Raw genomic sequence first — 12835 nt, 5'->3', positions numbered from 1 at the left:
GCACCCGGACTGATGGAGTATGCAGTGGTGACCAGGATTGAACGCGTGGGCCGTGTGCGGGCAACGGCCGTGACGGTGAGCGTGGTGGCGCTCGCCGCCGCGGCGTGTGGCACGGACGAGGGCGGTGCGGCCTCCGGCGGGGACACGGTGCCGGTCGCGGCGTCCACCGACGTGTGGGGCAGCGTGCTCGACGCCGTGGGGGGTGAACATGTCGAGGTCACGTCGATCATTACCGACCCCGCGCTCGACCTGCACTCCTACGAGAGCACGCCGGAGGACGGGCTGATCATCGCCGAGTCCAGTCTCGTGCTCTACAACGGCGGGGGATACGACTACTTCGCCGAGCAGTTCGTCGAGCAGGAGGACGGCTTGGTGGCGGTGGATGCCCTCGAGCTGTCCGGCCATGCCCCGGACGAGGACGGCGACGAGCACGAGGACGAGGGTGAGCACGAGGAGGGCGACGAGGGCGAGCACGGGCATCACCACGACCTGCGCGTGAACGAGCACGTGTTCTACGACCTCGAGACCGTCCGGACCGTCGCCGGGACCGTGGCCGATGAGCTTGGAAAGCTGCGGCCCGAGAACCGGAAGGAGTTCGCCGAGAACGCTGCCGCGTTCGGTACCGAGCTCGACGAGCTCGCCGGGCAGGCGGAGAAGCTGGGCGAGGCACACCCCGACCTGACAGTACTGGCCACCGAGCCGGTCGCCGAGTACCTGCTGGAGCTGGCCGGAGCCGAGGACATCACCCCGACCGAGTTCACCGACGCCATCGAGACGCAGTCCGACGTGTCGGCCGCCGTGCAGGACGAGGTGCTCACGGCGCTGGAGAGCGGCGACGTCGACGTCGTGATCAACAACCCGCAGACCGAGTCGCCCGTCACCCGCCAGCTCGTGACGGAGGCGGAGAGCGCGGGCATCCCGGTCGTCGACATGACCGAGACGTTGCCGGACGGCGTTTCCGGCTACGCTGAATGGATATCGAACCAGCTGGACACGCTGGCGACAGCGGTGGAGGAATGACGGCAACAGCGGTTGAGATGCGGGACGCGGGCCTGGCGTTCGGGAAACGGTCCCTGTGGTCGGGCCTCGATCTCGACATCGGTGCGGGCGAGTTCATTGCGGTGCTCGGACCCAACGGGTCGGGGAAGAGCAGCCTGCTCAAGGTCCTGCTCGGGCAGCTGAGCCTGTCCGCGGGGTCGGTCCGCTTCCCCGCCCTGCAGCACCGCAGGCGTGGCCCGGCGATCGGGTACATCCCCCAGCAGGGCACGACCGAGGAGGCGCCCGCCGTCCGGGGGGTCGACCTCGTTGGGCTCGGACTCGACGGCCACCGGTGGGGACTGGGACTGCGTGGCAAGCGGGAGCGTGACCGGCGGGTGGCCGAGGCGGTGCGGGCTGTCGGTGCGACGCCCTTCGCCGAGCAGCCGATTACGCGCCTCTCCGGTGGGGAACGGCAGCGCCTGCGCGTGGCCCAGGCCCTCGTGGGCGAGCCGAGCGTGCTGCTGTGCGACGAGCCGCTGCTCTCCCTGGACGTGACGCACCAGGGGGTGGTGGGTGAGCTCATCGAACGCCGCAGGCGCAGTGCGGGCACGGCGGTCGTGTTCGTCACGCACGAGATCAACCCAGTGTTGCCGTATGTCGACCGGGTGCTCTACCTGCATGACGGTGACTTCCGGGTCGGCACGCCGGACGAGGTGATGAACTCAGCGACACTGTCCAGTCTGTACGGAACGAAGATCGAGGTCGTCCGGTTGGCGGGCCAGATCCACGTGGCCGGAGCGCACGTCGCGCTTTGCGAGGACGAGCCGCATCACGTCGAGGAACGGGTGCTGTGATGGAGAACCTTTTCGACATCGAGCTCACGCTGCGGCTGCTCGGCCTGGACTTCGTGCGGCACGCGCTGCTCGCCTCCGCGCTGCTCGGACTGGTGGCAGGCGCGCTCGGGCCGTTGATCGTCATGCGCCGGATGGCGTTCGCCGTGCACGGCACGGCGGAACTGGCCTTCACGGGCGCCGCGGCCGCGCTGCTACTCGGGATGGTGTTCGAGGGCGTGGCCGTCGAGTACGGTGCGATCGCCGGTGCGGTCCTCGCCGCGCTGCTACTCGGCATCCTCGGCGGCAGGTCCGCGGAGCGCGACTCGGTGATCGGCGTCGTCCTGGCGTTCGGTCTCGGGGTCGGGGTGCTGCTGCTGTGGTTGTACCCCGGTCGCGCGCATACGCAGCTGGGCCTGTTCATCGGCCAGGTCATCTCGATCGACCGCACCAACCTCGCCGTGTACGCGGTGAGCACGGTGGCCGTGCTCGGGGTGCTCGCGCTGCTGTACCGGCCGTTGCTGTTCGCGAGCGCGGACCCGGTCGTGGCGGCGGCGCGCGGGGTGCCGGTGTCGTTGCTGACTCCGCTGTTCGCGGTGCTCGTCGGCATCGCGACGGCGCTGGGGGTGCAGACGGTCGGGATGCTGCTGGTGCTGGCCTTGCTTGTGACGCCGGCGGCAGCGGCCTGCCGGGTGACGTCCAGCCCCACGCGTGCCATCGTGCTCGCGATCGCCTTCGCCGAGCTCGCTGTGCTCGGGGGAATCGTGCTTTCCCTGGCTCCCGGGGTGCCGATCAGCGCGTTCGTCACGGCGATCTCGTTCGCCATCTACCTGTCCTGCCGGCTGGTGGAACACCTGCGCGCCAGGGTGCGCAGGCGGAAGGATGCGGACGCTTCGGAGGGGGCCGCTACGGCAGGAGCAGCAGCGCCTGCAGCTGGCCGATGAGCCCGCCGATGACCCCGCCCGTGACGGTCAGTCTCCACTCGTGCCTGCGAAACGCCGGGCGGAGCAACGCCTCGTAGTCTCGCGGGCCGAGCAGGCGGGTGCGCCGTTCGACCAGGCCCGCGATGTCGGCTGCCTCGCTGAGGTAGCGCTCCGCGTGCCGTGCTGTCTCCTCGAACCGCGCCATGGCCTCGGTGGCGGCGGCGTAGGCGATCCGCCGCGCGCGTTGTTCACCGATCGCCAGCGTGGTCACCGGACGTGCCTGGTCGGCGTGCTCGGCGACGGCCGTGGCCGCGACCCGGTACAGCATGACGAAGACCCGGTCGGACTGCGGCCCGCGCAGCAGGGCGTGCATGAGCGTGCCGGTGGTGAGCACCTCGCGGGCGATCACCTCGGCGTAGTCCGCCGCGACCCGATCCTGCCTGCGGTGGAAGTGCCCGTGCAGGCGTACGGGTCCGAATCGGACGGGTGTGCTGGGGCGGAACACCATGGTTATGGCAAGCCGGTTGGTCGCGAACCCGATCGCGAACCCGATGACCGGCATGATCAGCGGCTCCTTGGTCACCGCGACGGCGACGGACTGGACGAGTCCGAAAAGGAATCCGAAGTAGAGTCCGGAACGTGCCATGTAGCTCAGTTCCGGAGCGCAGAGGTCACGCAGGATGCGCACCAGCACGCCGGGGTCGCGGCTGAGACGCTCGATGGCGATGTGCTGAAGGTCGAGCACATCGCCCGCGTTGTCGCGGAGTTGCTCGAGGAGGTCGGCGACCATCGCGGGAGCGGCGGCCTGCACCCGCTTGACCACCAGGTCCTGTGCCATCGGCGGCAGCGACTCCCACAGCCGTGGCTGGGTCTCGGCGAGCACGTCGCGGCAGATGTGATCGATCGCGTGCAGCAGCGGCTGCTCGATCTCCCTGGTGAGCCGGTTCGGGTCGACGGCGGCCATGACCTCACCGGGGTCGAGCAGCTTCCGGGTCAGCAGGTCGGCGGCGACGGCCGCGATGCCTGCCCTGTGCCGGGGCACCACCCCTTGCCAGCCGAGGAATGGCCGGACCCCGGTGAACTCCAGGGGGCGGAACATCATCTCGACGGCCACCCGGTTGGTGACGTAGCCGATCAGCGCGGCGATGAAGGGGATGGCGGCATAGACCGGCCAGTGCCCGGCGAGGTCGGTGACGACGGCGTCGACATTCACCTCGCTGCCTCCCTTGTAGCCGAGCTGCTCGCAGGTAGGACAGTATCCGGCAGGCGCAGGCACGGACCCGGCACCCCGCTGGTGGGTGTCAGTGCAGCATAAGCAGGACTTGCAGCTCGCCGACGAGCCCGCCGATCACGGCACCGACCATGATGAGCTTCCACTCGTCCTGGCGAAACGCCGGGCGGAGCAAGGCCTCGAATTGCATCGGCCCGAGGCCGCGCATCCGCTCGACGATGGTGTTGCGCACGTCCAGCGCACCGACGGCGTAGTCCTCCGCGTGGTGCACGGTCTCCGGTAGCCGGTCCATGGCCTTCGCCGCGGCGGCCCGCTTCATGTCCTGGAAGCGCCGCGTGCCGACGCCGAACGCCACGACCGGCTTGACGGCGCCTGCCTGGCCGTCGACGGTGCGCTGCACCTCACGCTGGATCATGTCGAAGAGCCGGTCCGACTTCGGGCCGCGCAGGATGGTCTCGAGGATGTTGGGCACGGTGATGATCCGCGAGGCGATCATGTCCCCGTAGTCGGCGGCTACCTGGTGGCGGCGTTTCTGGAACACGCCCTGCCAGCGGTAGACGCCGAGGAACGTCCTCGGCTCGCGCGGCAGGAAGATCATCTTCAGTGCGAGCCAGTCGGTGACCCAGCCGATGACGAACCCGGCGGCCGGCATGACGAGCGGTTCCTTCGTCAACGCCCACACGAACAGTTGGACGACGCCGAGCGCGAAACCGAAGTAGATCCCGGATCTGGCGATGAACCGCATCTCGGTCCGCGAGATGTCCCTGATCAACGAGTTCAGCAGTGCCTTGTCCCGCGCCAGGTTGGTCACCACCATGTGCTTGAGGTCGAAGACGTCCTCGATGTTGTCGGCGACCTGACGCATGATCTTGGTGATCGACCTGGGGGCCTCCGCGCGCACCCTGGCCAGCAGCATGCGCCGGGCGTTCGGCGGCAACGCCTCCCACACGTGCGGCTGGTACTGCTCCATCACCTCCCTTGTGATGTCGTCGACCGCCTCGAGCAGCGGCCCTTCGATCTCTTTGACGACCTGTTCGGGATCGAGGCGCGCGAAGATCTCCTTCGGGTCGACCAGGTCCCTGGTGAGGGTCTCGGTGGCGATGGCAGCCATCCGCTCGGCGTTGGCCGGTAGCACCCCTTGCCAGCCAAGGAAGGGTCTGACGCCGACGAACTCCAGGGGACGGAACATCATCTCGATCGCTACGCGCTTGGTGATGTAGCCGATCAGCGCGGCGATGAACGGGATGGCGGTGTAGACCGGCCAGTGCTCGGCGAGGTCGGCGAGGATGGCATCGGTGTCCACCTGGCGCTCCTTCGTCGCAGCCTCACGAGGCCGAGGTCCCGCCCGGCTATGCGGCGATCGTAGTACCGCGGCGGTGCCACCGGTCGGGCGGGAAGTTCGCCACCGTATGCGGCCCGCGGAGCAGGCACGTGGCGACTCCGGGTGGCCTCGCCGATCCCCCGTCCAGCGGTGTGGGCGCGCTGCCGGCGACAGGTAGTTTCGTACGCATATGGCGGTTGTCCATATACGTACGGTGACGGAGGCGCACATGGGTGGATGTGGATGTTGTGGTAAGTGCTCGGGCCCGGGCTGCGGCTGTTGCGGAAGCTGCGGCTAGCCGGCCCCGGGTAGCCACCGAGACGGGCGCGGGGTGGCGGCTCGCCGGGTGCCGCGACAGGATTGTGCGGCTCCGGGCGAGCCGCCACGGACCTACCAGGGCGTGGCCGCGCGCTCAGTTTCCCGCGTAGGCCTTCTGGAGCGCCGCGATGTCGAGCTTGGTCATCCCGAGCATCGCCTCGGTGGCGCGCTTGGCCTTCTCCGGGTCGGGATCGCTGACCATGTCCTCGAGCACGGCAGGGATGACCTGCCACGACACTCCGTACTTGTCCTTGAGCCAGCCACACTGCACTTCGGTGCCACCCTCGGTGAGCGCGTTCCAGTAGTAGTCCAGCTCGTCCTGGTCGTCACAGTGGATCTGGAACGAGACGGCCTCGTTGAACGTGAACTGTGGACCGCCGTTGAGCCCGACGAACTTCTGACCGTTGAGCTCGAACTCGACGGTCACGACCGAGCCTGCCGGCCCGGGACCGGCCTCGGTGTAGCGGGCGATCTTTCCGATCTTGGAGTCGGCGAAGATCGAGGTGTAGAAGTTGGCCGCCTCCTCGGCCTGGTCGTCGAACCACAGACACGTCGTTAAGCCCCTTGCGGTCATCGCTACCTCCTCTGCGCGCGAACAACGTCACCGGTACAGACCGATCCGCGGGCGAGAACTCATCGGTGACGGGCGGCAGCCGGCAGGCGAGGTGATTCCACGCGACGGACGGCGCTGTCGGAGATGTTGGACGCGGTCTACGGCACAGCGAAGCACGGATAGGCCATCGTGCAGAATTTCGGGCAATCCACGGGCGACCAGCCTCGGCTATCGGCTGGTCAAGCAGGACGAGTTCGACCCGACATCGGCGAGGTTTCCGATCTCACTCCGGAGCGCTACAACGCTGCGGCCAGCCGACGCTCGGCCGGTCGGCCCGCAGCGTGGCCCGACCGATGAGTTTTGCGCGCCGTGCTGGTCTGTACACCGAATACCGACTCACGGGAGGCTGACGCAATGCGCAAACTTGCCGTTGGCATGAATCTGAGCCTGGACGGCTACATCGCCGCGCCGGGCGGCGACCTCGGCTGGAGCGTGCCGAGCGACGAGCTGTTCCAGTGGTGGTCCGACCGGGTGGGCGCGACGGGCCTGGCGCTGTACGGGCGCAGGCTGTGGGAGACGATGAGCTCCCACTGGCCGACCGCCGACACGCGGCCGGGTGCCACACCGGCGGAGATCGAGTTCGCCGGCCGCTGGCGGGACATGCCGAAGGTGGTGTTCTCCTCGACGACCAGCACGGTCGACTGGAACGCCCGCCTGGTCACCGGCGACGCGGTCACCGAGATCACCAGGCTCAAGGCCGATGACGGCGGCCGCATGGACATCGGCGGTGCCACACTCGCCGCGGCGGCCATGCGGGCCGGGCTGATCGACGAGTACACGATCGTCACCCATCCGGTCCTGGTGGGCGGCGGCACGCCGTTCTTCACAGCCCTGGACAACTGGGTGAACCTGAGCCTGGTGGAGACCCGGACGTTTCCCGACGGCGTGATGCTGACCAGGTACGAGACCAGGCGCTGATTTCCGCGGGCGGTCCTGAGCGTCGCGCGGCTGCGGGGTCTACCTACTCGTCCCACTGCGACACGTCTCCCTACCGGTCAACGACGGACAGCCTCAGGCATCGCCATGATCGCCCCTGAATGCGAAAAGCCCGCCCCGACCTTCGGCAGGTGTTCGCGACCTGGCAGTCAGAACTGGTAGTAGTGGGTCAGACAATGGTTCTGACCTGCAGGAACGAAGATCATTGAGCATGTCAGGCCGTCGTCAGGCCGCATCGGCGAGGTTGTTACGGCCCTGACCAAATACCGAGTCGACAGCTCGGCGCGTACGTTCCTCGCCCGACGGCAGCAGTTGCGTGTATGTCTTCAACGTGAAGCCGGGGTCGCTATGACCCAGGTAGCTGGATAGCGCCGTGATCGTCTCCCCGGCGTCCAACAAGGGCGCCTACGGCGTCGCTACGCGATGAGCAAAGCTCACCCTTGACCCGGCCGACACGGCGCTACGGATCGGCAAGGGCGAAGGGGACGGGAAAGTGTGGCAACTACCGATAGACCTTACGATCTTCTCATCGGCGCCAGAAGAAGTGGTGGACGACTCCGCTCGAACTCGGCACGCGTTCGAGGTGGAATCGGTCGGTCAGCTCATCCGGGTGAGTCCACAATTGCAGCCCACGGCTGACCTCGTATGGGGCGACAGCCACGTGCATCTCGTCGACGAGGCCGGCATCGAGGAACGCGCGCACGGTCGTTACTCCGCCGCCAATGCGCACGTCGTTGTCGCCTGCGGCCGCTTTCGCCTGTTCCAGTGCGTCGTGCGGGCTCGCTTGCAGGAAATGGAACGTCGTATCAGCAAGGGTGAATGACGGCCGCGGGTAGTGGGTGAGAACGAACACCGGCGTATGAAACGGTGGCTCGTTACCCCACCAGCCCTGCCACTCGTGATCTGGCCATTCGCCACGGATGGGGCCGAACTTGTTGCGACCCATGATCTCGGCTCCGATGCCGCGCGCATAGTCGCGCTCGACGTAGTCATCGATCCCACGCGTGCCGACGACGTCACTATGGTTCATCCAGCTACCGGTCGCGAAACGCCAGGCCATCAGATCCTTGGGGTCCACATGCCCGAACGGTCGCTTGTGGTCCTGATCCTCTCCAGCGCCGATCCCGTTACTGGTGACGGTGAAGCACTGCACTCGGACCCGCTGCGTCATGATCTACCCCCTGAACGACTCGAAATTGTTGGGATGGGCGGCAGTCCACTTGGCTGGGCGCCCTGACTTTGATGGAGGACAGAGGCCTTCGGTCCATTGAACTCCCACACGAGGTCGTCGTTGACGCACGAGACGATCTGAGCACCGTCTCCGGTTGCGAAGCCATACGTATATGCCTGGACGCTCTGCTGCTTACTCAGCACGGTCACCTCCTACTGCTCAAGTCTTTCAAGGTAGACCGCCCCTGTGACCAAGACTCATCGGTACTTCTGTTACCGACTCGCGAAGACGTTCGCAAGGGAACCCTCACCCAGATCGATCTTCGAGCGCCGGGCAATCCACGGGCGACTAACGTCGGCAATTGGCGGTCAACAGCGGACACTCTCAGTTCAGCGCCGCTTTCCAGTGCCGTCATCCTGGTTCCCAAGCTGAGAACGCTTGTAGGTGGCTTGACAAGTCTCCAGGCCGTCGGAGGGTGCTTAGTGCCACGAACCCGCGAGAAGTGTCGAGACCCATACGTGCAGTTCAGCGCGCTAGTGAGTCGAGTATCGGCAGGTCTTCGCGACCGGCCGTCAGAACTGGTAGTACAGGAACGGCGTGAACGTGCCGGCAGCGATGAGTACCGCGGCGTAGCCGAGGCCGACGGTCATCACGCTGGTCCGCAGCACTGCGGCGTGCCGTGACCGCGACGCTTCGATCAGCGGGCCCGTCACCGGCTGGCCGGGCAGGACCATGGTCATCGCCGCGGCAAGCAGGATGACCAGGCGCTGGTTGGTCAGTGCGGTGTCGACCGCCTCGTTGAGCCCGGCCAGGTCGGGGGTGAGCATGTGGCCGAGCATCACGAGTGCGGTGCTCAGGTCCTCCGCGCGGAAGAAGACCCAGCCGACGATGACCAGCACCATGGTCAGTGCCCGGCGGGCCGCTCGCGCGCCCGCGCCGGCGGGCGTGGTGTCGCGGCCGAGCCTGCGTTCGGCGATCAGCAGCGCGCCGTGATAGGCGCCCCAGACGACGAACGTCCATCCGGCACCGTGCCACAGGCCGGTCAGGATGAACACGATCCACAGGTTGCGGTAGGTGCGCACGGCACCGGAGCGGTTGCCGCCCAGCGGGATGTAGACGTAGTCGCGGAACCATCGGGACAGCGACATGTGCCAGCGCCGCCAGAACTCCGTCACGGTCACCGAGGAGTAGGGGCGTGCGAAGTTCTCCGGCAAGCGGAAGCCGAACATCCTGCCCAGCCCGATGGCCATGTCTGAGTAGCCGGAGAAGTCGAAGTAGAGCTGCAGTGTGTAGGCGAGCGCGCCGACCCAGGCGAGGGCGAAGGTCATCTCGTCGCCGGGGGTGGCGAACGCGGCGTCGGCCACGGGGGCCAGCGAGTCGGCCACGATGACCTTCTTGCACAGTCCCAGTGCGAAGCGGGGGAATCCCGCCGCGATGTCGTCGAGCCGGTGCTGGCGCTGCTGCGGCAGCTGGTCGGCGATCTCCCGGTAGCGCACGATGGGACCGGCGATCAGCTGCGGGAACATCGTGATGTAGGTGGCGAAGGTGATGAGGTTGCGCGCGGCGCGGCGTTCTCCCCTGTAGACGTCCACAGCGTACGAGATGTGGTGGAAGGTGTAGAAGGAGATCGCGATCGGCAGCGCGATGTGCAGAACGGGAAAGTCCGCACCGAACAGTCGCGCGAAACCCGCCAGGGTCTCGGTGGCGAAGCCCGCGTACTTCCAGATCACCAGGATGGCGACGTTGAACGTGAGTACCCCGACCAGCAGCCACCGGCGACGTGCCGGGTTGCTGTCCCACCGGTCCGGTTCCAGTAGCGGCCCGATCAGGTAGTTGACTACCAGGGCGAACAGCAGTAGCAGTGTCGTCGAACCCGCGCCTGCCGCGTAGAAGATCAGGCTGCCGGCCGTGATGATCGCGTTGCGCCAGCTCCGGGGGCAGACCAGGACGGCGACGAGCACGGCGGGCACGAAGTACCACAGGAACAGTGGTGATGCGAACGACATGCCTGGCCCCCTGTACGCGCCTCAGCACGTAGACCCTAGCGGAGCCCCGCTTCCCCTCCGCCCGGTGCCGGTCCCGTGTGCTGAATGACGCTTTCAGTCCGCTATGTGGAGTGAAAGCGTCATACAGCACGAACGTCAGGTGCGGCCTGCGGCTCGTCGGCGGCGGGCCACCTCGGCGAGGAGGACGCCGGTGGCGACAGATGCGTTGAGCGACTCCACACCCGGTGCCATCGGGATGGAGACGGTCACGTCGCAGTTCTCGCGAACCAGCCGGGACAACCCCTTGCCCTCGGAGCCGACCACGACGACCACCGGCTCTGTGGCGACCTCGAGCGCGTCGGTGTCCACCGACCCGTCCGCGTCCAGCCCGACGATCATCAGGCCCTCGGAGGCCCAGGAGCGCAGCTGCCGCGTCAGGTTCGTCGCCACCCCCACGGGTGTGCTCGCCGCGGTGCCCGCGCTGGTACGCCAGGTCACGGCCGTGACGCCGGCGCTGCGGCGGCCGGGCAGCAGCACCCCGTGCGCCCCGAACGCCGCAGAGGACCGGATCACCGCACCCAGGTTGCGCGGGTCGGTGACCCCGTCCAGCGCCACGAGCAGCGGTGCGTCCCCTGACTCGTTGGCGCCGCGCAGCAGCTCCTCCGGTGTGGCGTAGTCGTAGGGCGGGACGGCCAGGCCGATGCCCTGATGAACGGCCCCGCCGGTCTTCTGGTCGAGCTCACCGCGCGAGACCTCGAGGACAGCGATATCGGCGTCCGCGGCCATCCGCACGGCCGTGGTGAGCCGGTCATCGGGATCCGCGCCGGACGCCACGTACAGCGCGTTGCCCGGCACACCGGCACGCAGCGCCTCGACGACGGGGTTGCGCCCGGCGATGATGTCGGGGCCTTCCGGCTTCTTGGCCTTCGACTTCTCGGCCCGCTCCTTGGCCTCGGCGCGCCGCTGCGCCGGATGGCCCGGCCGCATATCGGCTTTCGGGGTCGGTCCCTTACCTTGCAGCCGCTTGGGCTTCTGCCCGCCGGAACCGACCACCTGCCCCTTCTTGGTGCCTGGTTTGCGGACCGCGCCGCGCCGCCGTGAGTTGCCTGCCATCAGATGTCCTTGCTCGAGTCTTTCAGTGTCCACGTCGGACCATATGCGGTGTCCTCCACCGACACTCCCGCGTCGGTCAGCACATCGCGTAGCTCGTCGGCGCGGGAGAAGTCACGCTGCCTGCGTGCCTCCTCGCGGTCGGCGAGCAGGCGTTCCACCAGGGTGGCCAGCGCCCTCCCTGTCGAGGCGTCCCCGGCGGCATCGTTCTCGCCGAACTGCGACAGCGGGTCGAGGCCGAGCACCCCGGTCATCGCGCGAACCGCGGCGGCGTGCGTGGCGACCTGCTCGCTGACGCCGGAGTCCAGCGCGGCGTTGCCCTCGCGCACCGTGTTGTGCAGCACCGCGAACGCCTGCGGGGTGGCGAGGTCGTCGTCGAGGGCTGCCGCGAACTCCGCGGGTACCGCGCCGGCTTCGATCCGCCCGACCCGGTCCCGCGCGCGGCGCAGGAACTGCTCGATCCTGCGGTAGCCCTGGGCGGCTTCGGACAGCGCGGCATCCGAGTACTCGATGGTGGAGCGGTAGTGCGGCTGCACGAGGTAGTACCGCAGCTCGGCAGGCCGTGCCTTCTCCAGCAGCGCGGGGATGGCAAGCACGTTGCCGAGCGACTTCGACATCTTCTCCCCTGAGAGGGTCACCCAGGCGTTGTGCAGCCAGTACTGCGCGAACGGGTCACCGGCCGCGTGCGACTGGGCGCGCTCGTTCTCGTGGTGCGGGAAGATCAGGTCGATCCCGCCGCCGTGGATGTCGAACTCGTTGCCGAGGTAGGTCGTCGCCATCGCGGAGCATTCCAGGTGCCAGCCGGGCCTGCCCGGCCCCCACGGGGTCGGCCACGCCGGTTCGCCCGGTTTCGCGCTCTTCCACAGCGTGAAGTCCCGGGGGTCACGCTTGCCGTCCGCGGCCGACTCGCCTTGCTGGACCTCGTCGGGTTGCTGGCCGGAGAGCGTGCCGTAGTCGCCGAAGGTCTCCACGGCGAAGTAGACGTCCCCGCCGGAGGCGTAGGCGTGCCCGCCGTCGATGAGCCGGGTGATCAGCTCGATCATCTGCGTGATGTGCCCGGTGGCGCGTGGAACGGCCGACGCGGGCAGGCAGCCGAGGATGTCGAACGCGCTCTCGAACGCGCGTTCGTGCGTGGCCGCCCATTCCCACCAGGGGCGCCCAGCTGCCTCGGCCTTAGTGATGATCTTGTCGTCGATGTCGGTCGTGTTGCGGACGAAGAACACGTCGAGTCCGTTATGGATCAGCCACCTGCGCAGCACGTCGTAGTTCAACGCGCCCCTTACGTGGCCGATATGTGGCGTATCTTGCACCGTGGCGCCACACAGGTACATCGACGCGGTCCCGTTGCGCACGGGCCGGAACTCGCGAAGTTGCCTGGTCGCGGTGTCGTAGAGGTGAAGAGCCACGTGGTAGAGGGTA

Annotated in this window: 11 protein-coding genes; 4 read left to right on the top strand and 7 right to left on the bottom strand. The window is 67.8% G+C overall.

Features of this window, described 5'->3' with window-relative positions:
- Positions 1-27 precede the first annotated feature (27 nt).
- The 3 genes from H0B56_RS20065 to H0B56_RS20055 are packed head-to-tail and all read left to right on the top strand — an operon-like array spanning position 28 to position 2752.
- Positions 28-1020 (top strand): metal ABC transporter solute-binding protein, Zn/Mn family, encoded by a 993-nt coding sequence (locus tag H0B56_RS20065; protein ID WP_180894644.1) that lies wholly within the window; start codon positions 28-30, stop codon positions 1018-1020.
- Positions 1017-1832, top strand: coding sequence for a metal ABC transporter ATP-binding protein (locus H0B56_RS20060; protein ID WP_180894643.1), 816 nt, complete (start codon positions 1017-1019; stop codon positions 1830-1832). Before H0B56_RS20065 ends, H0B56_RS20060 begins: the two co-directional genes overlap by 4 nt.
- The gene (locus tag H0B56_RS20055; protein ID WP_180894727.1) at positions 1832-2752 is read left to right on the top strand and encodes a metal ABC transporter permease; all 921 of its coding nucleotides are present in this window, start codon (positions 1832-1834) and stop codon (positions 2750-2752) included. The genes H0B56_RS20060 and H0B56_RS20055 overlap by 1 nt, the downstream gene beginning before the upstream one ends.
- On the opposite strand, the gene H0B56_RS20050 is transcribed toward H0B56_RS20055, so the two are convergent.
- From H0B56_RS20050 to H0B56_RS20040, 3 genes are all read right to left on the bottom strand, one after another.
- Complete coding sequence (locus tag H0B56_RS20050; RefSeq protein ID WP_180894728.1) at positions 2715-3944, bottom strand: DUF445 domain-containing protein; 1230 nt, start codon at positions 3942-3944, stop codon at positions 2715-2717. The genes H0B56_RS20055 and H0B56_RS20050 overlap by 38 nt on opposite strands.
- Before the next feature lie 88 nt (positions 3945-4032).
- Positions 4033-5265, bottom strand: coding sequence for a DUF445 domain-containing protein (locus H0B56_RS20045; RefSeq protein WP_180894642.1), 1233 nt, complete (start codon positions 5263-5265; stop codon positions 4033-4035).
- A gap of 430 nt (positions 5266-5695) precedes the next feature.
- A complete protein-coding gene (locus H0B56_RS20040; protein WP_180894641.1) occupies positions 5696-6175 on the bottom strand; it encodes a VOC family protein in 480 nt (159 codons plus the stop codon).
- A gap of 393 nt (positions 6176-6568) precedes the next feature.
- On the opposite strand from H0B56_RS20040, the gene H0B56_RS20035 reads away from it, so the two are divergent.
- Complete coding sequence (locus H0B56_RS20035; protein ID WP_180894640.1) at positions 6569-7132, top strand: dihydrofolate reductase family protein; 564 nt, start codon at positions 6569-6571, stop codon at positions 7130-7132.
- Positions 7133-7676: 544 nt separating this feature from the next.
- Here the strand turns inward: H0B56_RS20035 and H0B56_RS20030 are convergent.
- The 4 genes from H0B56_RS20030 to cysS all read right to left on the bottom strand — a co-directional run bounded on the left by H0B56_RS20030 (position 7677) and on the right by cysS (position 12822).
- Positions 7677-8321, bottom strand: a complete 645-nt coding sequence (locus tag H0B56_RS20030; RefSeq protein ID WP_180894639.1) for a dihydrofolate reductase family protein — start codon at positions 8319-8321, stop codon at positions 7677-7679.
- A 572-nt stretch (positions 8322-8893) separates the two neighbouring features.
- Positions 8894-10327, bottom strand: a complete 1434-nt coding sequence (locus H0B56_RS20025; RefSeq protein ID WP_180894638.1) for an MBOAT family O-acyltransferase — start codon at positions 10325-10327, stop codon at positions 8894-8896.
- Positions 10328-10462: 135 nt separating this feature from the next.
- A complete protein-coding gene (gene rlmB / locus H0B56_RS20020; RefSeq protein ID WP_180894637.1) occupies positions 10463-11419 on the bottom strand; it encodes a 23S rRNA (guanosine(2251)-2'-O)-methyltransferase RlmB in 957 nt (318 codons plus the stop codon).
- Positions 11419-12822 carry a cysteine--tRNA ligase gene (gene cysS, locus H0B56_RS20015; RefSeq protein ID WP_180894636.1) on the bottom strand — a complete coding sequence of 468 codons (1404 nt, stop codon included), beginning with the start codon at positions 12820-12822 and terminating at the stop codon, positions 11419-11421. The genes rlmB and cysS overlap by 1 nt, the downstream gene beginning before the upstream one ends.
- Positions 12823-12835: the final 13 nt, after the last annotated feature.

This window comes from Haloechinothrix aidingensis, from assembly GCF_013450155.1.
In the GTDB taxonomy this organism is placed as follows: Bacteria; Actinomycetota; Actinomycetes; order Mycobacteriales; family Pseudonocardiaceae; genus Haloechinothrix; species Haloechinothrix aidingensis.
This window is presented reverse-complemented; position numbering and strand designations above follow the sequence as displayed.

Coding starts and splice junctions, on each gene's coding strand:
- H0B56_RS20060 (WP_180894643.1), top strand. CDS start 1,017: ATGACGGCAACAGCGGTTGAGATGCGGGACGCGGGCCTGGCGTTCGGG.
- H0B56_RS20055 (WP_180894727.1), top strand. CDS start 1,832: ATGGAGAACCTTTTCGACATCGAGCTCACGCTGCGGCTGCTCGGCCTG.
- H0B56_RS20040 (WP_180894641.1), bottom strand. CDS start 6,175: ATGACCGCAAGGGGCTTAACGACGTGTCTGTGGTTCGACGACCAGGCC.
- H0B56_RS20035 (WP_180894640.1), top strand. CDS start 6,569: ATGCGCAAACTTGCCGTTGGCATGAATCTGAGCCTGGACGGCTACATC.
- H0B56_RS20030 (WP_180894639.1), bottom strand. CDS start 8,321: ATGACGCAGCGGGTCCGAGTGCAGTGCTTCACCGTCACCAGTAACGGG.
- H0B56_RS20025 (WP_180894638.1), bottom strand. CDS start 10,327: ATGTCGTTCGCATCACCACTGTTCCTGTGGTACTTCGTGCCCGCCGTG.
- rlmB (WP_180894637.1), bottom strand. CDS start 11,419: ATGGCAGGCAACTCACGGCGGCGCGGCGCGGTCCGCAAACCAGGCACC.